Origin of the sequence: Rhodococcus wratislaviensis, assembly GCF_900455735.1 — a bacterium.
Taxonomy (GTDB): domain Bacteria; phylum Actinomycetota; class Actinomycetes; order Mycobacteriales; family Mycobacteriaceae; genus Rhodococcus_F; species Rhodococcus_F wratislaviensis.
Genome location: NZ_UAUI01000011.1, coordinates 439,503 through 460,656, shown reverse-complemented (window position 1 = coordinate 460,656; position 21,154 = coordinate 439,503). Strand labels below are relative to the sequence as shown.

General features: G+C 66.2%; 16 protein-coding genes and 1 pseudogene. 8 read left to right on the top strand and 9 right to left on the bottom strand.

Annotation, left to right across the window (positions count from 1 at the left end; all coding sequences use genetic code 11):
* Positions 1-12: 12 nt before the first annotated feature.
* The 4 genes and pseudogenes from DTA22_RS15765 to DTA22_RS15750 all read right to left on the bottom strand — a co-directional run bounded on the left by DTA22_RS15765 (position 13) and on the right by DTA22_RS15750 (position 3,092).
* Entirely contained in the window at positions 13-771 is a 759-nt protein-coding gene (locus tag DTA22_RS15765; protein WP_112300035.1) for an SDR family oxidoreductase, read from the bottom strand.
* A gap of 66 nt (positions 772-837) precedes the next feature.
* A pseudogene (locus DTA22_RS15760) lies at positions 838-1,097 on the bottom strand (hypothetical protein); the annotation flags it as partial.
* Positions 1,098-1,156: 59 nt separating this feature from the next.
* Positions 1,157-2,161 carry an NADP-dependent oxidoreductase gene (locus DTA22_RS15755; RefSeq protein ID WP_112300034.1) on the bottom strand — a complete coding sequence of 335 codons (1,005 nt, stop codon included), beginning with the start codon at positions 2,159-2,161 and terminating at the stop codon, positions 1,157-1,159.
* A 1-nt stretch (position 2,162) separates the two neighbouring features.
* Positions 2,163-3,092 (bottom strand): amidohydrolase family protein, encoded by a 930-nt coding sequence (locus DTA22_RS15750; protein WP_245973417.1) that lies wholly within the window; start codon positions 3,090-3,092, stop codon positions 2,163-2,165.
* Between the two features lie 122 nt (positions 3,093-3,214).
* On the opposite strand from DTA22_RS15750, the gene DTA22_RS15745 reads away from it, so the two are divergent.
* The 5 genes from DTA22_RS15745 (at position 3,215) to DTA22_RS15725 (ending at position 10,094) form a co-directional block, all read left to right on the top strand.
* The gene (locus tag DTA22_RS15745; RefSeq protein ID WP_112300033.1) at positions 3,215-4,207 is read left to right on the top strand and encodes an NAD(P)H-quinone oxidoreductase; all 993 of its coding nucleotides are present in this window, start codon (positions 3,215-3,217) and stop codon (positions 4,205-4,207) included.
* Positions 4,204-4,665, top strand: coding sequence for a hypothetical protein (locus DTA22_RS15740; RefSeq protein WP_112300032.1), 462 nt, complete (start codon positions 4,204-4,206; stop codon positions 4,663-4,665). Before DTA22_RS15745 ends, DTA22_RS15740 begins: the two co-directional genes overlap by 4 nt.
* Positions 4,662-5,051: a hypothetical protein gene (locus tag DTA22_RS15735; protein ID WP_037241124.1), complete on the top strand. Its 390-nt coding sequence runs from the start codon at positions 4,662-4,664 to the stop codon at positions 5,049-5,051. Before DTA22_RS15740 ends, DTA22_RS15735 begins: the two co-directional genes overlap by 4 nt.
* Positions 5,048-6,700: a 3-(methylthio)propionyl-CoA ligase gene (locus tag DTA22_RS15730; RefSeq protein WP_112300031.1), complete on the top strand. Its 1,653-nt coding sequence runs from the start codon at positions 5,048-5,050 to the stop codon at positions 6,698-6,700. Before DTA22_RS15735 ends, DTA22_RS15730 begins: the two co-directional genes overlap by 4 nt.
* Positions 6,701-6,803: 103 nt before the next feature.
* Positions 6,804-10,094, top strand: coding sequence for a protein kinase domain-containing protein (locus DTA22_RS15725; RefSeq protein WP_112300030.1), 3,291 nt, complete (start codon positions 6,804-6,806; stop codon positions 10,092-10,094).
* Positions 10,095-10,269: 175 nt separating this feature from the next.
* Here DTA22_RS15725 and DTA22_RS15720 read toward each other — a convergent pair whose 3' ends face one another.
* Positions 10,270-11,673, bottom strand: a complete 1,404-nt coding sequence (locus tag DTA22_RS15720; protein ID WP_245973524.1) for an amino acid permease — start codon at positions 11,671-11,673, stop codon at positions 10,270-10,272.
* Between the two features lie 646 nt (positions 11,674-12,319).
* Between DTA22_RS15720 and DTA22_RS15715 the strand changes: the two genes are divergently transcribed.
* Complete coding sequence (locus DTA22_RS15715; protein WP_112300029.1) at positions 12,320-13,867, top strand: amino acid permease; 1,548 nt, start codon at positions 12,320-12,322, stop codon at positions 13,865-13,867.
* Entirely contained in the window at positions 13,864-14,754 is an 891-nt protein-coding gene (pdxS, locus tag DTA22_RS15710) for a pyridoxal 5'-phosphate synthase lyase subunit PdxS (protein WP_112300028.1), read from the top strand. Before DTA22_RS15715 ends, pdxS begins: the two co-directional genes overlap by 4 nt.
* A gap of 93 nt (positions 14,755-14,847) precedes the next feature.
* Here pdxS and DTA22_RS15705 read toward each other — a convergent pair whose 3' ends face one another.
* Genes DTA22_RS15705 through DTA22_RS15690 form a run of 4 tightly spaced genes read right to left on the bottom strand, consistent with a single transcriptional unit; the run spans position 14,848 to position 19,102 of the window.
* Positions 14,848-15,531, bottom strand: a complete 684-nt coding sequence (locus DTA22_RS15705; RefSeq protein ID WP_112300027.1) for a phosphonatase-like hydrolase — start codon at positions 15,529-15,531, stop codon at positions 14,848-14,850.
* A 44-nt stretch (positions 15,532-15,575) separates the two neighbouring features.
* Entirely contained in the window at positions 15,576-17,279 is a 1,704-nt protein-coding gene (locus DTA22_RS15700) for a cobaltochelatase CobT-related protein (protein WP_112300026.1), read from the bottom strand.
* Between the two features lie 10 nt (positions 17,280-17,289).
* Positions 17,290-18,258 (bottom strand): AAA family ATPase, encoded by a 969-nt coding sequence (locus DTA22_RS15695; protein ID WP_112300025.1) that lies wholly within the window; start codon positions 18,256-18,258, stop codon positions 17,290-17,292.
* Positions 18,259-18,268: 10 nt separating this feature from the next.
* Entirely contained in the window at positions 18,269-19,102 is an 834-nt protein-coding gene (locus DTA22_RS15690) for an IclR family transcriptional regulator (protein WP_052033030.1), read from the bottom strand.
* A 199-nt stretch (positions 19,103-19,301) separates the two neighbouring features.
* Between DTA22_RS15690 and xsc the strand changes: the two genes are divergently transcribed.
* Entirely contained in the window at positions 19,302-21,110 is a 1,809-nt protein-coding gene (xsc, locus tag DTA22_RS15685) for a sulfoacetaldehyde acetyltransferase (RefSeq protein ID WP_037230350.1), read from the top strand.
* Positions 21,111-21,154 lie beyond the last annotated feature (44 nt).

The window sequence follows — 21,154 nt, the reverse complement described above, 5'->3', positions numbered from 1 at the left end:
TGTGACGCAGTACTATTCGGCTCCGGCGGTCAACGTCAGGCCGCCGTCGACGACGATGGTCTGCCCGGTGATCCACGCGGCATCGTCGGAGAGCAGGAAGGCGACTGCGCTACCGATGTCCTGCGGCACACCGAGCCGTTTGAGCGGGTAGGCGGCGATGACCTCGTTTTCCCTGCCCTCGTACAGGGCCGTCGCGAACTGGGTCTTGACCACCGCCGGAGCGACCGCGTTGACGCGTAGATCCGGGCCGAGTTCGACGGCCAGCTGGGCGGTGAGATGTGCCAGCATCGCCTTGGTGGCGCCGTAGAACCCGATGCCCGGCGCGGGCTGTATTCCGGCCACCGACGAAATGTTCACCACGGACCCACCGTGTTCGCCCATCCAGGCGTTGTGGGCCTGCTGCACCCAGGACAGTGCCGCGAGGCAGTTGACCTCGACGATCTTGCGGGCCGCGTCCAAGTCCAGTTCGACCATAGGCCCGTATACGGGGTTGATTCCGGTGTTGTTGACGAGCAGGTCGACACTCCCGAACGTGTCCATCGCCCGCTTGACGGTCTCTGTCTGGTGATCGATGTCGTCGCTCCTGCCCGCCACCGCGAGCGCGTACTCGGGGCCGCCCAGTGCCGCGACTGCCTCGACGAGCGCATCCTGTTTGCGGGCGGTGATCACCACCTTCGCGCCCTCTGCCACGAGTCGCTCGGCGATGCCGAGTCCGATTCCCCGGCTCGCTCCGGTGACGATCGCGACCTTGTTGCCCAATCGTGTGTTCATCTCGCATGCTCCGGTTCTCTGGAATTCGCGTTCGCCTCGGCGCGCGAACTGGTTCTGTTGTCGGGTTCAGCTCAGCCGCTCGAGCGCCATCGCCATACCTCGACCGCCGCCGACGCACACTGGCGTGATGCAGAACTGTTTAATTTGGTGGACAAGGGAATTGATCGATGTTCCGGTAACTCGTGTGCCGGTCATGCCGAAGGGGTGGCCGAGGCGGACGCGCCGCCACCGGTCGAGACGATCCGCGCAAGCGGGGTGAGATCTCGTTGCTGTGCCTTGGTGTCGCTCATCACCGCCGCGGCGCCGGCTCCGTCGTTGAGTGGGCAGACGCGATCCGATGCCCGCCTGTGTGCCCGAGTGGCCGCACAGGCGGGCATCGGAAGGGTCACGCCCCGACGTTGACGAGCTGTTTGCCGAAGTTTCCGCCGGTGAGCATCGCGATGAATGCCTTGGGTGCGCTGTCCAGGCCTTCCGCGATGTCCTCCTGGTACTTGATCTTTCCCTCTGCAAGCCAGCCGGACAGTTCGGCGATCGCGGTGGGCCAGTAGTCGCGGTGCTCGGCGATCACGAAGGAATGGACCGTGACCCGATGCATCAACAGGTGGCGTAGGCCCCTGAGACCGTACGGCTCGTCGGCGTTGTAGTCACTGATGTTGCCGCACAGCGAGATGCGTGCATGGTCGTTGATACGCCCGAGCACGGCGTCGAGTACGGGACCCCCGACGTTCTCGAACAGGACGTCGACGTAGTCGGGCGTCGCGGCCGCGAGCTGCTTCTCGAAGTCTGGGGACTTGTAATCGATGCAGGCATCGAAGCCGAGTTCGTCGACGACGTACCGGCACTTCTCGGCCCCGCCGGCGATACCGACCACTCGGCAGCCCTTGATCTTGGCGATCTGTCCGACGACACCGCCGACCGCACCGGAGGCCGCCGTCACGACGACGGTCTCGCCGGGCGTGGGCTTGGCGAGCTCGAGGAGACCATAATGCGCTGTGGCTCCGGTCATTCCGAGAACGCTGAGCGCGGCCGACGCGGGGCCGGCGTTCCGGTCGATGACACGGACCACGTCCTTGGTCACCACACCGTGGGTCTGCCACCCGAGAGAGCACGCCACGACGGTGCCCTGTGGCAGCTCGGGTTCGTTGCTCTCGATCACCTCGGCGATGGTGGCACCCGGCATGACGTCGCCTGGGTTCAGGTGCGGTACGTAGGAGCGCACCGGGTCCATCATCGGCCGCATGTACGGGTCCAGCGACAGGTACAGAACCTTCACGAGGGCCTGCCCGTCGCCGGGCCGCGGCAGGTCCGTCTCCTCGACGGCGAAGTCGTCCTCGCTGACCATGGCGGCGGGGTGCCGCCGCATCGTGACCTTCGTGTTACGCCCGGTCATCTCACGCCCCCATCCCACGCAGCAGCGCCTCGGCGTTGCGGTACATGTAGGCGTCGAGCGCCTCGTCGTCGATGTCGAGTTTGAGGGTCTCGTGCACCGATTCCTCGACACCGCAGAACGAGTAGGCCGAGGCGTAGACGAACCGGTTCGGCAGCCAGTTGATGCCCTGGGTGTAGCCCTGGCCGCCCGGGGCGAACGCGTACACGTCCGGGGACACGAACACGTTGTGAATGCCCGTCGCCTCGCTCTTGAACGCCAGTGCGATCGCCTCGTTGACGTAGGGGAAGCAGCCGTGGCCCAGGATGACCGGCATGCTGGGGTGGCGCTTGGCCACCCGGTCGAAACGAACCGGATCGGTGTGGCTGATGTCGGGTCCCGCCAGCGGCCCGGTCATGAACAGCAGCGGCACACCGAGTTCGGCGATCTTCTCGTAGATCGGGAAGATCCGCTCGTCGTCGGCGTACATGGGCTCGCGTGCCAGGCCGGGCTCCATGCAGACACCGACGAGGCCGTATTCCTTCATCGCGGTGTCGAGCCCGGCGATGATCTCCTCGGTGGGCTTGTCGAAGTCGATGCCGGCGATTCCCAGGACCCGGTTGTCGGTGCGCTGCGTCAGTTCGGCCAGGTCGGCGTCCTCGATGTGCACCGGCACAGGGCGATTCACCGAATGGCGACCGTTCATCACGCCGAGTCGGACGCCGACGGCGTCCATCTCGTCGATCAGCGCCCGCAGCGCGCGTTCCTCGGCCTGGGGGAAGGGGTCGGTGCTGATCGTGTAGGAGCGGGGCACGCTGTGGCCGAGAATGCGGTTGACCGAGCCCACCACGGTGGGGGTGAAGAAGTTGCGGTAGGGGCCGGTGGGGGGCCGCAGACGGAAGTCGATGATCTTGCCCTGGAGTCGGGCGAGACGTTCTGCAGACGAAGCACTCATGACTGTCTCCTGAAGTCGGATTCATGAACGGGGCCGGAAAAAGTGGCCCGCTGGCTAGCAGAATACCCAAATTTTGATTAATGTCGACATCAATTCCTCAATCGAGTCGAAGGAGCAGCCCCATGCGAGCAGCGCGTGCAGTCCCCCATCCCGACGGCGGCAAGGTCGCCGTCCTCGACGTCCCCACGCCCACCCCCGGCCCCGACCAGGTGCTGGTGAAGGTGAAAGCCGCCGGGCTCAACCGCGGGGAGATCTTGCAGGCCGGCCGGGTGCGCACCGGCGAGCCGCAACCGATCGGGGTCGAGTTCGCGGGCGAGGTCGCCGCGGTCGGCGCCGGGGTGACCCAGTGGCGCGAAGGGGATCGGGTGATGGGCCACGGCAGCGGCGGGCAGGCGGAGTACGCGTCGGCCGCGTCGCGCGCCCTCATTCCCGTTCCGGACACCGTCTCCTGGGCCGATGCCGCTGCCTTCCCGAACGTGTTCATCACCGCGCATGACGCGCTGATCACCAACGGGCAGTTGCACACTGGCGAAACGGTGCTGGTCAACGCAGCATCGAGCGGAATAGGGCTGGCCTCGATCCAGATCGCCCGGGCGATGGGCGCGTCCCGCATCATCGCCACGTCCCGTTCGGCAGGCAAGGTGGAGCGGCTGAAGTCGATGGGCGTCGACTGCGCTATCGACGTCTCCGTCACCGGCCAGGTCGACGCCGTCACCGATTTCACCGGGGGCCGCGGCGTCGACGTCATCGTCGACTCGGTCGGCGGGACCGCGTTCGAAGCCAATCTCGAGTCCCTCGCCGTTCAGGGACGACTGGTCAACATCGGCCGGTTGGGGTCGAGCACCGCCACCATCGATCTCAACGCGCTGTGGCTGAAACGGTTGAAGCTCATCGGGGTAACGTTTCGCACCCGCACCGAGGAGGAGCGGCTGGCGTGTGTGCAGGCCTGTGCCCGGGACCTGCTCGCGCCGCTCGAAGCCGGCACGATCAGTCCGATCATCGACCGGACGTACCGGCTCGACGAGATCGCGGCGGCCCATGCCTACATGCAGACCGACCAGCATTTCGGCAAGATCGTCCTGCTGGTCGACGACGCACTCGCGGACGCATCGTGAGGACCGCATCCCATGTGGAGAAGTTCCAGCGGCTCACCGACCTGCGCACTCGGTTGGACCCGCTCGAACACTTCGAGCTGTGGTACTGGACCACCCTCACCGCCGGCACCAACGCCTACAACGCCTGCCTGCACCTCGCCGGCCTGACCAGCGACGACCCGGTCTTCTCCACCATTCCCGGCGTTCACCTGGCGCCGCAGCCCGACGGTGGTTACGCGCGCGTTCTGCGAGGCCCGGGCGACGTCAGCCACGTCGGGTGGCCCCCGATCGAGGGTGAGATTCCCGAGGACATCCAGTGCCTGGAAATCGCGCTCGAGGCGCTCGAGGAACACCGGGACCCGTGCCTGCGCGGTGAGCGCCGCCCCACCCGGTACATCGTCGGCGAATGCGAGCGCGAATTCGAACGCGTGCAGGCGATCCTGTTCGCGAGGGCCGGAGTGAAGGAGACGGTGTCGTGAGGGCAGAACGCCACCGCTTCCTCGCGGAGCGCATCGAGCGGGCGGTAGTGCACTGCGGCGACCGCGACTGGGAGATGAAGATCGAGGCCGCAATGCTCGCCGGCACCCACTGGGCGAACTATGCCCTGCACAACCACGGCGTCTCCCCCGAGGACGAGGACATCGTGCACACGTCCATGCTGGTCGTGAACACACTCCGCAAATACTCCATCGTCGAGCCCGACCTGCTCCGCGCCCTCGGTGACATCGAAGAACTCCGCCCCCTCTTCGTCCGGGGCGACGTGGACGGAGGCACCGACGCCGCACAGCGGGCACTCGCCCTACTCTCCGAAATCTCCGCGCGCGCCCTCGAATCCGAACTTCCGACAACCAGGAGGCTCCCGTGAACGGTCTGATGATGCACCAGCCCCTGTTGGTCTCCTCTCTCCTGACCCACGCCGAACGCCACCACGGCCGGCAGGAAATCGTCTCTCGGCGGGTCGAAGGCGACCTCCACCGCTACACCTTCAGGGACCTCGCCGCCCGCTCACGGCAGCTGGCCCAGGCGCTCGAGGCGTTCGGTGTCCAACCGGGAACCCGGATCGCCACCCTGGCCTGGAACGGATATCGGCACCTCGAGCTCTACTACGGGGTCTCCGGGTCCGGTGCCGTCCTCCACACCCTCAACCCCCGCCTGCACCCCGACCAGCTCGAGTGGATCGTCTCCGACGCCGAGGACACGGTGCTCTTCTTCGACCTCACATTCCTGCCCGTCATCGAGGAACTCGCGCCACGTCTGACCAGTGTGCGGCACTTCGTGCTGATGTCGGACCGCGATCACCTGCCCGATCCGGCCGGCCCGATCCTGGCCTACGAGGACCTCCTGGAGGCACAGGACGGAATGTACGACTGGCCCGAGTTCGACGAGGCCGCCGCATCCTCGCTGTGTTACACGAGCGGAACCACCGGAAACCCCAAGGGTGTGCTGTACAGCCACCGATCCACGGTCCTGCACTCCTTCGCGGTCGCCCTGCCCGATTCGGTCGGCCTGTCCGCACGCGACACTGTGTTGCCGATCGTGCCGATGTTTCACGTCAACGCCTGGGGCCTCCCCTACGCCGCGTGCATGGTCGGCGCGAAGGTGGTCTTTCCGGGGCCCGACCTCGACGGCGGGGCGCTGTACGACTTGCAGGAAACCGAGCAGGTCACTGTGTCGGCAAGCGTGCCCACCGTCTGGCAGGGACAACTCCAGTTCGTGAAACGACGGCACCTGCGGTTCACCACGCTGCGACGCGCCGTCATCGGCGGTGCAGCGTGTCCCCCCGCGATGCTCCGCGAACTCGAGGAGACCCATGGCGTCACGGTCGTCCACGGATGGGGCATGACCGAGACCAGCCCGTTCGGTACCGCCTCGGTCCTGAAGAACACGCACCTTCAGGCGAAGCCCGAGGAACGGTACGCCGTGCAGGGCAAGCAGGGACGATGCGTCTTCGGGATGGATCTGAAAATCGTCGACGACACCGGCCGTGAACTCGCATGGGACGGGGTGTCCGCGGGTCACCTGATGGCCCGCGGTCTCTGGGTCATGTCGCACTATTTCGGACAGGCCGAGAACGACCCGCTCGTCGACGGCTGGTTCCCCACCGGTGACATCGCAACCATCGACCCGGATGGATTCATGCAGATCACCGACCGCAGCAAGGACGTCATCAAGTCGGGCGGCGAATGGATCAGTTCCATCGAGATCGAGAACATCGCGATGGGCCACCCGGATATCACTACCGCGGCCTGCATCGGCGTACGGCATCCCAAGTGGGACGAGCGTCCCCTACTGGTCGCAGTACGGAAACGCGGCTCCGACGTCTCCGCCGAGGAACTGCGCGCCCACTTCGAAGGCAAGATGGCCAAATGGTGGATCCCCGACGGCGTCGTCTTCACCGATTCGATTCCCATGGGTGCTACCGGCAAGATGCTCAAGGCGCCACTGCGGGAACGTTTCCAGGACTACCTGATCGACGTGGGCCCGGATGCGGCACAACTCCCCAGCTCCCCGTGACGACACTGCTCGAGACGGGTGCGGCGATATGGCGATAGTCTGAGGGGACGTCGTCGAGAGGCTGATCAGATGCTCCCAGGGGTTCACAGGGACGGATAGCACGGTGACGGCCGACGATCCCCTCCGAACTCAGCGCGCCACAGACTCCGCGATCACGGACGAACTGCGCGCGGCTGGGTTCGATGACGCCCGGGAGATCGGGCGCGGAGGCTTCGGGGTGGTGTACCGCTGCACCCAGTCCGCACTGGACCGTGCGGTGGCGGTGAAGGTTCTCACCGGCGATCTCGACGACGAGGACCGGGCCCGATTCCTCCGGGAGCAGCGAGCGATGGGCCGGCTGACCGGGCATCCGAATGTCGTGAGTGTGCTCGAAGTCGGCGTCACGGAGAGCGGTCTCCCCTTCCTGGTGATGCCGTACCACCCGCAGGATTCCATCGATGTGCGGATTCGCCGGCACGGCCCGCTCACGATGGCGGAGACGCTGCGGCTGGGGGTGAAGATGGCCGGCGCCCTCGAGACGGCGCACCGGTTCGGCATCGTTCACCGCGACGTCAAACCCGGCAACATCCTGCTCACCGACTACGGCGAACCGGCGCTGACCGACTTCGGAATAGCGCACATCACCGGCGGTTTCCAGACCGCCACCGGCACCATCACCGGATCACCGGCCTTCACCGCCCCGGAGGTCCTCGGTGGCGACCCGCCGAGTCCGTCGTCGGACGTATACGGGCTGGGGGCGACGCTGTTTTCGGCGCTGACCGGGCACGCGGCGTTCGAGCGCCGGAGCGGTGAGCAGGTGGTCGCACAGTTCCTGCGGATCACCACGCAACCGACGCCGGACCTGAGTGAAGCCGGTATCGATGCCGACGTGGCCGCCGTGGTGGAACGCGCGATGTCCCGGGATCCGCGGGAGCGTCCCTCCGCGGCGACGCTGGGCGAAGTCCTACAGGAAATCCAGTTCAATCGCGGTATCCCGATCGACGAGATGTCTCTCCGGTCCGAACCCGACGCCGAGCGAGACAGGAGGCGCCCGACACGACCGTCGACAGGGCGATCACCCACCGATCAGCCTCCGCCCCCTTCAACCTCGGGTACCGACGGGGATCTCCCGCTGGATTTGACGAGTTTCGTCGGCCGGCGAAAGGAACTCAGCGAGGCGAAGCGACTGCTCTCGGCGTCACGGCTGGTCACCTTGACCGGGATCGGTGGGGTCGGCAAAACCCGGCTGGCGCTACGGGTCGCGGCCAACACGCAGCGGGCATTCGCCGATGGAGTTCGGCTGGTCGAATTGGGTGACCTGCACGACGGATCGTTGTTGGGAGAAGTCGTTGCGACCGAGTTGGGATTACGCCACCGCTCACCGAAACCTTTGCACACCCTCGTGGAATTCCTGCGTACACGGGAAATGCTGCTGGTGCTCGACAACTGCGAGCAGGTGGTGGACGCTGCGGCGGACCTGACGCAGACGCTACTGCGGACCTGCCCCGGTCTGCGGGTTCTCGCAACAAGTCGCGAAACCCTGGACGTCGCCGGAGAATCCGCACTCCGAGTGCGCCCACTGACAGTTCCGGATTCGGACAAGGAACCCTCACTGAAGGGCCTGCCCAGCTACGACGCGGTGACGTTGTTCGCCGAACGCGCCGCCACCACGGTGCCCGGCTTCGAGGTCACCGAGGACAACGCCGACGCCGTCGCCCGAATCTGCATCCGGCTGGACGGTCTGCCCCTGGCCATCGAATTGGCGGCGGCCCGACTGCGCACCATGTCGCCGGAACAGATCCTGCAACGGTTGACCAACCGGTACGAGCTGCTGACCCGCGGGAGTCGGAGTGCGCCAACCCGTCAGCAGACCTTGCGTTGGAGCATCGACTGGAGCTACGACCTGTGCCTCCCGGCAGAACAGCAGCTCTGGGCCCAGCTGTCGGTCTTCGCCGGCAGCTTCGAACTCGAAGCCGCCGAATGGGTGTACGCGGACGACGCGGAACCAGGCGGTCTGCTCGATCTCCTTGCGTCGCTGGTGGACAAGTCGATCCTCATCCGCGAGGAGGCGAGGGCTGTTGTGCGTTTTCGGATGCTCGAAACGCTGCGTGACTACGGCCGGGACAAGCTCGAGCAGGCCGGCACCTTGTCGGAGATCCGACGACGGCACCGTAGCTGGTATCGGCAGCTTGCCCTCGACGCTGAGTCCGGGTGGATCAGCCACCGACAGGTCGGCTGGCTCGCTCGCCTCGACCGAGAACAACCCAACCTGCGCGAAGCGATGGAGTTCAGCCTGTCCCAGGCCGATGAGTCCTCGGCCGACGCGGGGCTGGAGATCGCCACTGCTCTGTTTCCGTTCTGGCTCTCCCGTGGACGGCTCCGCGAAGGCCGCCGCTGGCTCGACCGCGCGCTGGCGTTCCAGGATGAACACGACACCGCGCTCCGAGTGAAGGCACTGTATTCGGCCGGTGTTCTCGCCACCCGACACGAAGATCTGGAGCGGGCAGCTGCGCTGATAGATCGAGGGCGTGCGCTGGCCGAGAGCCGGGGAAGTGCCCTCGATCGCGCACTCATGCATCACGCCACCGCAGCTCACGCGCTGCACAGCGGCAATCCGGATCGCGCCGTGCGCTCGTACACCGAGGCCCTGACAGTCCTGCGCGGCGGGAACAACCTCCTTGCGCACATCACGGCCTTGCACGGGATCGGGTTGGCCCACGAGGTACTCGGGCACACCGAGGACGCCACCGCGTGCCTCGAAGAGGCGATCCGGATTGCCGAATCCCATGGCGAATCGGTGACCTGCGGACGCTCGTCCCTGACCCTGGGCCTGGTGATGTGGAGAAAGGGTGACCGCGATCGCGCCGTGATGCTGCGGAAGGGACTCGAGCTGGCCCGCCTGGTCGACGATCCGTTGGGGGCCACCTGGTGCATCGAGATTCTTGCCTGGATCTCGTCCTCCGAGAAGGATTTCCACCGTGCCGCAGTCCTGATGGCCGCCGCTGAGGTACTACGACGGCGCGTGGGCACCTCCACTCTTCAGATCCCGAACTTGACCGGATCTCATGAGGAATGCGAGCTCATCACGCGCCGCGCACTGGGTCAACGGCCCTTCACGGCTGCCTCTCACGAGGGCGAGGCGCTGAGTTTCGACGCCGCCGTGTCCTACGCCCTGGGCGAACCTGCACCGGTCGCACCGCCGCGCGTCGATCCCGCTACGGCTCTGACCACACGTGAACGCCAGGTCGCAGACCTGGTCGCCCGGGGCCTGACCAACAAGGCGATCGCCGCCCGCCTCGTGATCTCCCAACGCACTGCGCAGGGCCACGTCGAACACATTCTCGCGAAACTCGGATTCTCCTCCCGAACGCAGATCGCGGCCTGGGTCACGGAACAGGCCGGTGCCCGGGGCTAGCCGCGGTCGGTTGTCCGCTGAGCCCGCCAACAGCTGGGGCTGACCCCGAAGTGCCCGCGGACCATCGTGAGAAGTTGCTCAGCGCCGAGAACGCCGAGAACGCCGCGGATCCGGCGTATGAGCACCGTGGGGTTCGGGCTCGCCGTCGCGGCGTATCTCGTGCTGCGGTTCGAGATCAGTGCTGCTCGGGGGTGACGACCCCGACGAGTTGTTCCGCGTCGGAACCGTCGGCGGGTGATTCCGCGGGCGCCGTGACGGTGTCGAGGCGTTCGGCGTTGGTCCGGCTGCGTCGGCGGAACTCGTACCCGATCAGGATGAAGGCCAGAGTCACCACACTCAGCCAGAACTGCGAACGGGTGGTGGGCAGAACGGCCATCGCGGCGATCACGGCTCCCATCAGGGCGATGGTCGCGTAGCTGAGCCAGGGGAACAGCCACATCTTCAGGCTGAGGGCCTCGGGATCTCGAGCCTCCAGTTTCCTGCGGAGCGCGACCTGGGAGATCGCGATCATGAGGTAGACGAAGAGCGCCACGGCGCCGTACGAGTTGACCAGGAACGAGAACACGAGATCCGGGGAGACGAACGCCGCGATCACCGACGCGTAGCCGATCACCGTTCCGGCGAGGATCGCGCGCCGGGGCACACCACCGCCGGACAGGCGGGTGAACATGTGCGGGGCGTCGCCGTTGCGGGTGAGGGCGAACAGCATCCGCGAGGAGGTGTACAGCGCCGAGTTCAGGCAGGACAGGACCGCGGTGAGGATCACGACGTTCATGATCGTGGCGACCCCGGGAATGTGCAGGGCGGAGAGCGCTGCGGCGTAGGGGCTGACTCCGACGGCCTCCGTGCTCCACGGCACCACCGCGACGACCACGAAGATGGAACCGACGTAGAAGGTGATGATCCGGACCACGATGGAGCGCATCGCCCGGGCGACCGCCTTCTTGGGTTCCGCGGATTCGGCCGCTGCGATGGTCACGATCTCGGCACCGGTGAAGAAGGCCACGCAGGGGACGACCGCGGCGAGCACTGCGCCCCAGCCGAGCGGAGCGAATCCGCCGTGGCTGACGAGGTTCGCCACTCCGGGGGTCGAGTCCGGCCACAGACCGGTGATCCACAGTGCGCCCAACCCGAGGAAGAGGACGATCGCGATCACCTTGATCGACGAGAACCAGTACTCGAATTCGCCGAACGAACGCGCTGACACGAGATTGGTGCAGGTCAGGATCACGAGAAGGCCGAGGCTGAGGATCCACAGCGGCGCGGACGGGAGGTAGAGTTGGAGTATTCGGCCGCCGGCGATGGCTTCGACCGCGACGACGATGACGAAGAAATACCAGTACATCCAGCCGACCGAGAAGCCGGCGCGATTGCCGAGCGCTTCCCTGGCGTACACGTAGAACGAGCCGACCACCGGCCGCGCCACCGCCATCTCCGCCAGCATCCGCATGATCAGGAGTGTGATGACCCCCGCGATGAGAAACGACACGATCGCCGCCGGGCCTGCGCTCTCGATGACGACGCCGCTGCCGACGAACAATCCGGCACCGATCACGCCGCCCAGGGCGATGAGGTTCATGTGCCGTTTCTTCAGGCCCTTTCCGAGGCCGGAGTCCTGGGATTGGACCGGGGGTGGTGTTGAAGTCACGTTTTCCTCCACTGTGCGCTGACCGGAATCGTCAGGTCGCCATCGCGATCCGGGGTCGGATCGTCGGCGGTTGGAACGGAGAACAGTGCCGGCGGAGATACGGGAGACGATCCACCGCGAACTGAACTGTTGATGTGATGCACAACACTGTATGGAGGGTCTGGTGGGCAGCACAGTGCCAGTTCGACGGCACGTCTGAGGACCAGTTCGTTACCACTGGTCACAGGGTATGGGTGTTCTCGGGGTCTCCCGGGTGCACACCGCAGTCGGGGGATCCAGATGCGCCGTGAAACCGCGCCGCCGGGCCACGCGCACTCCGCCCTCTTCGTGAAGATCGCTGTCATACCAGGTCAGAACGCATTCCCCGGCGGCGATTCCGCTGTCGAACTGGCCCCTACGCTTGCGAGGCAACTGGCTCTGGGCGAGCTCCGGCACCAGTCGTAGTGTGAGGTGAACACTCGAATAAGTGATGTGGATCACACATAAATTAGTCGCTGAACCGGTGGGTGCCCGCATCGACGTACGACCGACGAGGTCTGTCAGGCGAGGGCCCCTCGCAGCGCCTTCTGGAGGAAATGTGGACAGTACTGCTCCCGGACACACCGACAGTTCAGGTCTCGGCAAGGGCCTGAAACGCAGGCACATGAATCTCATCGCCCTGGGCGGGGTGATCGGCGCCGGTCTCTTCGTGGGCAGCGGTGTCGTCATCGGCGGCGCCGGTCCCGGCGCCATCATCTCCTTCCTCATCGCAGGCATCATCACGTTGCTGATCATGCGGATGCTGGCGGAGATGGCGGTGGCCCGGCCGGTGGTCGGATCGTTCTACGTCTACGCTCGCCAGGCCCTGGGGCGTCGCGCCGGGTTCGCGACGGGGTGGATGTACTGGTACTTCTTCGTCATCGTCGTCGCGGTCGAAGCCATCGCCGGCGGCCGGATCCTGCAACTCTGGCTGCCGATGATCCCGCTGTGGCTCCTGAGCCTGGGGCTGATGCTCCTGCTGACCGCCACCAACATGGTGTCCGCCCGCTCCTACGGCGAGTTCGAATACTGGTTCTCGTCGATCAAGGTCGTGGCGATCGTTCTGTTTCTCGGGATGGGCGCCCTCTGGATCACCGGGCTGTGGCCCGACTCGACGCCCGGACTCGGCAACCTCGTGAACCACGGCGGCTTCACCCCGCTCGGCTGGGGTGCGGTGCTCGCCGCGGTCGTCCCCTGCGTGGCCTTCTACACGGGAGCCGAGATCGTGACGATCGCGGCGGCCGAGTCGGAGGAGCCGAAGCGTGCTGTCGCCCACGCCATGCGGTCGATCGTGGTCCGGATCGTGACGTTCTACGTCGGTTCGATTCTCGTGGTCGTCACGATCCAACCGTGGAACACCGAGAGCGTGGGGGTGAGCCCGTACGCCGCGGTGCTCGAGGTCCTCGGAATTCCCGGTGTCGCGACGATCATGAACTTCATCGTCCTCACCGCGGTGCTGTCCTGCCTGAACTCGGCGCTGTACACCACGTCCCGAATGTTGTTCGCGCTCACCCGCAACGGTGACGCCCCGAAGTTCTTCACGACGCTGTCCCGGAACGGCGTGCCCCGACGTGCGATCCTGCTCGGCACCACCGTCGGATACGTGTCCGTCGCCTGCACGTACGTGTGGGGCGACGTCGTCTTCGGCTTCCTCGTCAACTCGTACGGCGCCGTCGCGCTCTTCGTCTACCTCCTGATCGCCATCTCCCAGGTGGTCCTCCGCCGGAGACTCGAGCGTGAAGACCCTGCCGCACTGCAACTCCGGATGTGGTTGTTCCCGTGGCTCAGCTACGCCACCATCGCCCTGATGGCCACCGTCATCCTCGCGATGGCGTTCCTGCCGACCACCCGCTCCCAGTTCCTCATGAGCGGTCTGACGTTGATCGTCATCCTGATCAGCTACGAGGTGCGGAAGTTGCTCGGCAAGGGCGGTCGCGACGACGAATCACTGTCCGGTGCTCCACCGATCGGTTCCGCGGACGAGTCGGTCGCGGAGGCCGAGAAGCGCATCGAGTCCGTGGAGACGCTCGGCGGCTCGGACATCGAACTGCTGGCCGCGGCACAACAGAAGCCGAACCCCCATCGTCACCAGAGGAGACACTCGTGAACACTTCCGCCGTCGGTACGGCACGCGTCAAGCGTGGCATGGCCGAGATGTTGAAGGGCGGGGTCATCATGGACGTAGTCACACCCGATCAGGCGAAGATCGCCGAGGATGCCGGTGCGGTCGCGGTGATGGCGCTCGAGCGGGTGCCCGCGGACATCCGCGCGCAGGGCGGGGTGTCCCGGATGAGCGATCCGGACATGATCGACGGCATCATCTCCGCGGTGTCGATCCCGGTGATGGCCAAGGCCCGGATCGGGCACTTCGTGGAGGCGCAGATCCTGCAGTCCCTCGGGGTCGACTACGTCGACGAGTCCGAGGTGCTGACCCCGGCCGATTACGCGAACCACATCGACAAGTGGCAGTTCACGGTTCCGTTCGTCTGTGGTGCCACCAATCTCGGTGAGGCGCTGCGCCGGATCACCGAGGGTGCGGCGATGATCCGGTCCAAGGGTGAGGCCGGTACCGGTGACGTGTCGAACGCGACCACGCACATGCGGACGATCGGTGGGGAGATCCGCCGGTTGACCTCGCTGAGCGAGGACGAGCTGTATGTGGCGGCGAAGGAGCTGCAGGCGCCGTACGACCTGGTCGTCGAGGTCGCGAAGGCCGGGAAGTTGCCGGTCACGATGTTCACCGCCGGTGGTATCGCGACCCCGGCGGATGCGGCGATGATGATGCAGCTCGGTGCGGAGGGTGTGTTCGTCGGGTCGGGCATCTTCAAGTCCGGGAACCCGGCCGAGCGGGCCGCGGCGATCGTGAAGGCGACCACGTTCTTCGACGACCCGGACGTGCTGGCGAAGGTGTCCCGGGGGCTGGGTGAGGCGATGGTCGGGATCAACGTCGACGACATCCCCGTCCCGCACCGGCTCGCCGAACGCGGCTGGTGACGTACTGAACTCTGCTCGTCCGAAACACTGCTCGTCCGAAACACTGTGGGCTGGTTCTGCTGTCGTGCGGCAGAACCGGCCCACAGCTTTCGTTCAGCCCAGTAGTTCGGGGAGCTTCGCTGCGCTCTCCAGGATGTGCGTGTGGGGCTCCGGACGCAGCGTCGCCGCGTCGTGGGCGCCGGTCAGGACACCGACCACGTACCGCGCCCCGGCGTTCGTCCCGGCCCGGAGATCGTTCGGGGTGTCCCCGCCGACGAGCACCTCGTCGACGCTCTGCACTCCGGCGAGTTCCATGGCGCGGAAGATGAGATAGGGCGACGGCCTGCTCATCCGCACCTGATCGCTCGTGATCACACCGTCGATGTCCCGCCCGATCTCCCACCCGACCTGCTCGAGCAGCGGTTCCGCGATCTCACGTGAATAGCCGGTCTGGAGAACGATCTTGATGCCGCGCTGGCGCAACGTACCGAATGCGTCGTGAACCCCGGGCAGTGCGGTGGGCGGCGTCGCCCGGTACGCAGCCAGAAGCATTGCGGTGAAATCCGATTCGACGGCGTCGAGAACATTCTTCTCGGCCGGCACCCCGCTCTCCCGCAGTAGCCCCTCGATGGCCTGCCGCTTGCCCGTGCCCTTCCATCGATCGAACCGATCGTCCGGAATCGGCTCGCCGAGATGCGTCTCGACGGTGTCGCGCAACGCGACGTACACGGCGCCGCCCTCGTCGACGCTCGTTCCGGCAATGTCCAAGGTAACCAGGGAAACCCCGTGTTCGGTCATGGGTGTGACTCCTTCACTGTTGAGCCACTGACAGGTGATGGCTGTCAGTGGGCGATCATCGACAGCACGTCGGCAATGACGTCGCTGTTGGTACCGCGCGACAGATCGAGCGTCCGGCAGCGGTCGTAGTACGGGCTCAGGTCCAGCCCGACCCCCAGTCCGTACACCTCGACGGCCCGCTCGTCCTCGTGTCGCTCGACCACGACCTGCAGGTGGTGGTCCAGGTAGAACTCGTCGTTGGCCAGCGCGGTGGCGCCGTCCAGTGGGCTTCCGTCCGAGATCACGAACAGGAGCCGCCTGCCCTGGGTGCCCCGCATCCGGGAGCATGCCCAGTCGACGGCCTCACCGTCGACGCCCTCTTTGAACAGGTCGTTCTTCAGCAGCCCCGCGATCGCGGGACGGGCTCGGCGCCACGAAGTCTCGGCGTCCTTGAACACCAGCTGCCGGACTTCGTTCAGGCGTCCCGGGTTGCGCGGACGGCCGGACCGGAGCCAGTCCCGGCGGGCTCGTCCCCCGTTCCATGCGGCGGTCGTGAAACCCAGGATCTCGCACCGGGCATCGGCCAGTTCGAGTGCCCGGGCGAACACGTCGACCAGGACCGCAACCGGTTCGCCGAACTCCTTCATCGAACCCGAGCAGTCGATGAGAAAGGTGACCGTCGTGTCGGTCTGCGGCTCGGTGCGTTCGGCCCGGAAGAGTCTGCGCTCGGTGGGCGAGGTGACCAACTGGGCGAGCCGGCGACCGTCGATGTATCCCTCCTCCCGGCCGCCGTCCCACCCGTCGGGGACCGGTTTCGAGAGCAGGGCCTTCAGCTGCCGTCCGAGTTTGCGGACGTCGAGGCGCTGCGTGTCGATGGTGAGGTCCAGCCGTCGTCGGTAGTCCTGGAGCAGTTCGGGCCGGACGAGAGACGCGATCTGTCGGGTCTCGTCGTACGCGCGGGTGAACACGCGGTACCCGTCTCCGCACTCCCCCAGCGCGCGACTGCGTCCCGACACCGCGGTCGTGAAGGTCTCGTCGTCGGGGTCGAAGTCGAACAGGAGGGAGAACGCCGCCCGGCCGTCGCGCCGGTCGTCGGCCGACCCGTCCGTGTCGGTGGGTGGCTCCAGGTGACGGCCGATCAGCTCGGCGACTGCCTGGGCGTGACCCCCGAAGTCGTTTTGCGAGAATCGGGTTCGGCGCAGCAACGGCAGGTGGCCGCCGAGAACGGAGGCGAGCGCGAACCGGGTCGATTCGATGAGGTCCTCGGTGGCCTCGGGTATGGGCTCGGCGGTGATCCGGGCCCGGCACATCTGTGTCACCGTGAACAGCAGCATCCCGTGCACGGTCTCGGTCAGCCCGGACGCCACGTAATCCTGCGACCACTGCGCGAAGCGGTGGGCGAGGTTGGCGCGCACGCCGCTCCACGCGTCGGCGGCCAGCGACTCGACGCGGAACTGTTCCAGGATCTCGAAGATCAGCCGACCCGCCGTGTAGTCCGGGCACAGGCTGCGATGCAGGGCGGGGTCGGTGTGGAGGAGGCGCGATGCCATGCCGTCCGCAGCACCGCGGAAGGACGCGAAGTCGGCGCCGTCGAAGGACGGGTGCAGGTGTGGGGCGGGCATTGGTACGCGCCGATGTCCGCGATGGAGTTCCGGTCCGCGAAAGTGCAACTCGGCCTGCCCCGCGAGGGCGCGGATCGTGCCGGCACAGAGTTCGTGAACCTCCTGTTGACGCCGAACCGACGCGGGGCGCACGGGCAGTTCTGTCATGACTGCCCGCTCACGCCGTGCTCGTCGCGAGCATCGCCGACCGCTCCAGTTCCGAGTCGAAGCATCGCTGGAAGTACTCGGCGACCACGGGTCGCTCGGCCTCGTCGCATTTGTTGACGAACGACAACCGGAATGCCAGCGCGGGGTCGTGGAAGATCTCGATGTTCTCGGCCCAGGTGATCACCGTGCGCGGCGACATCAACGTCGACAGGTCACCGACCCGAAACCCGCTGCGCGTCAGGTTGGCCACGGCCACCATCGACCCGATGAGCTCCCGGCTCAGCGACGGCACCCGCGCGGACACGATCTCGATCTCCTGTTCCGCGGGGAGGTGATCGAGCGTCGCGACGATGTTCCAGCGATCGATCTGCGCGTGATTGAGCCGCTGCACGCCGTGATACAAGCCGTTGAGATTGCCCAGACCGACGGTGTTGGCCGTGGCGAACAACCGGAAGGCCGGATGGGGAGTCAGAACCCTGTTCTGGTCGAGCAGGGTGAGTTTCCCGTCGCGCTCGAGGAGACGCTGGATGACGAACATGACATCGGGCCGGCCGGCGTCGTACTCGTCGAGGATGAGGGCGACCGGTCGCTGCAGCGCCCAGGGGAGGATCCCTTCCTGGAATTCGGTGACCTGCTTGCCGTCTCGCAGGACCACCGCGTCCCGACCGATCAGGTCCAGTCGGCTGAGATGTCCGTCGAGGTTGACCCGCACACACGGCCAGTTGAGCCGCGCCGCGACCTGCTCGATGTGCGTGGACTTTCCGGTGCCGTGCAGACCCTGCACCATCACCCGGCGGTTACGGCCGAACCCGGCGAGCAGGGCCGTCGTCACCGCGTGATCGAACCGGTACGCGGGGTCGATGTCGGGGACGTGGTCGACCGGTTCGCGGAAGGCGCGCACCGTCAGGTCGGTGTCGAGTCCGAACAGCTCGCGTGCGGACAGCACGTGGCTGGGTGCCGTAGTGGTCATTTCGGGCATGCGCCCTCCTTCAGTTCAGGTCTGGCGATCCGTCGTCCGTGACCTCGTTCTCGATCTCACCGATGGCGTCGGCTGCCCGCCGCAACGCGGGCAGAAGCTTGAGCGCCTTGTCGGGGGTGAGTCGCATGACCGGGGCCTGGACTGCGATGCAGAGATTGGAATTGCCTGTGGCACAGGGGACGAGCACCGCGGCGCACACGAGGCCGGGAAGGAACTCTTCGTCGTCGATGGCGTAACCGTCGCGGCGGACCTGCTTGAGTTCGGTCTCGATCAGCTCGACGTCGGTGACCGTCTTGTTGGTGTACCTCTCGAGCGGCATCCGCCCGAGAAGTCGCCGGCGCTGGGCGGGGCTGAGCTGCGACAGGATCATCTTGCCGCTGGCCGAGCAGTGCGCAGGCACCCGCGATCCCGCATGGAGGGTGAACCGAAGGGGCTCTGAGGTTTCCACGCGGTCGAGATACACCACTTCGCTACCCGACAGGGTGGTCACGTTGCAGCTCTCGCCGAGTTCCGCGACGAGGTTTCGGAGGATGGCGTGTCGGGCGCCGTGGTGGGTGTCGTTGAGCAGCAGATTCTCGGCGAAGCGTCGCAGGCGCACACCGGTGCCGTAATGCCTGCCGTTGTTCTGCCGGGTGAGGAGGCCGGCTCCCTCGAGCTGCTGGAGCATGCGGTGCAGGGTCGGCTTGGCCATGCCCGTCTCTTCGACGAGCCCCTGCAACGTGAACAGCTGGTCCTTGGACGCGATCATCTCGAGCAGTGCGAACAGGCGGAGCGTCGGTGTGTCCCCGGGTAGCTCCGTAGTCGGGTGTCCGTTCGACTCGTCGATCCGGTGAATCTCACCCACGGTTCCTCCTTGGCCGAAACGGCGACGCATTCGCATCGTGTATCGAAAAATCATACATCCCGTTCCAGTTTTAGGAACATTCATTGACGAAGTGTGTGACGTGGCCTACTGTCACTGCAGATCACAAAATCACGAACGAAACGTTCCGATTTTTGACATTCTCTGCCGGTTCCGGCGCGCCCTTGAAGGAGGATCACACATGAGCAAGAAGAAGAACGGTGCCGATCGCACCGCTGTCTCCGGTGTACAGAAGATGACACCGTCGGAGGCGTTCGTCGAGACGATGGTCGCCAACGGCGTCACCGACATGTTCGGCATCATGGGATCTGCCTTCATGGATGCGATGGACATCTTCGCTCCCGCCGGGATTCGACTGGTCCCCGTCGTGCACGAGCAGGGCGCGGGACACATGGCCGACGGATATGCGCGGGTCAGCGGGCGCCACGGCATGGTGATCGGCCAGAACGGTCCTGGTATCAGCAACTGCGTCACCGCGATCGCTGCCGCGTTCTGGGCGCACAGCCCCGTCGTCATCGTCACCCCCGAGGCCGGCACCATGGGAACGGGCCTGGGCGGCTTCCAGGAAGCCAACCAGCTGCCGATGTTCCAGGAATTCACGAAGTACCAGGGGCACGTCAACAACCCGAAGCGCATGGCCGAGTTCACGGGCCGCTGTTTCGACCGCGCGATGTCCGAGATGGGCCCGACGCAGCTCAACATTCCGCGCGACTACTTCTACGGTGAGATCGAGACGGAGATCCCGCAGCCCACCCGCCTCGACCGCGGTCCCGGCGGCGAGAAGAGCCTGAACGAGGCGGCAGAACTGCTGGCACAGGCCGAGTTCCCGGTCATCGTGTCCGGTGGCGGCGTGGTGATGGCCGACGGTGTCGACGAGTGCAAGGCACTCGCCGAGCGTCTCGGCGCCCCCGTCGTCAACAGCTACCTGCACAACGACTCGTTCCCCGCCAGCCACCCGCTGTGGACCGGACCGCTCGGCTACCAGGGTTCCAAGGCCGCGATGAAGCTGATCAGCCAGGCGGACGTGGTGCTCGCCCTCGGCACCCGCCTCGGCCCCTTCGGGACTCTGCCGCAGCACGGCATGGACTACTGGCCGAAGAATGCCAAGATCATCCAGATCGACGCGGACCACAAGATGCTCGGCCTGGTCAAGAAGATCTCCGTCGGGATCTGCGGCGACGCGAAGGCCGCCGCCGTCGCGCTCACCGAGCGGCTCGAGGGCAAGGCCCTCGTCTGCGACGCCAACCGTGCGGCACGGAGCGAGAAGATCGACGCCGAGAAGGCCGCGTGGGAGAAGGAACTCGACGAATGGACGCACGAGCGCGATGCGTTCAGCCTCGACATGATCGCCGAACAGGAAGGCGAGGACGGCAACTGGCTGCACCCGCGCCAGGTGCTGCGTGAGCTGGAGAAGGCGATGCCGGAAGACGTGATGGTCTCCACCGACATCGGCAACATCAACTCCGTCGCCAACAGCTACCTCCGGTTCGAGAAGCCGCGCAGCTTCCTCGCCCCGATGAGCTTCGGCAACTGCGGTTACGCGCTGCCGACCATCATCGGCGCGAAGGCCGCGGCACCCGAACGGCCCGCCATCGCATACGCAGGCGACGGCGCCTGGGGCATGAGCCTGGGCGAGATCATGACGGCTGTCCGGCACGACATCCCGGTCACCGCCGTCGTCTTCCACAACCGGCAGTGGGGTGCGGAGAAGAAGAACCAGGTCGACTTCTACAACCGCCGCTTCGTCGCCGGTGAGCTCGAAAGCGAGTCCTTCGCCGGGATCGCACAGGCGATGGGTGCCGAGGGCATCGTCGTGGACAAGCTCGAAGAGGTCGGTCCCGCACTGCAGCGCGCGGTCGCCGCACAGATGAACGAGGGCAAGACGACGGTCATCGAGATCATGTGCACCCGCGAACTCGGCGACCCCTTCCGCCGCGACGCGCTGTCGAAGCCGGTTCGCCTGCTCGACAAGTACAAGGACTACGTGTAGTCCGCTCCCCGCGAGCACGTGGCCCCCGGCGCAGCAGACGCCGG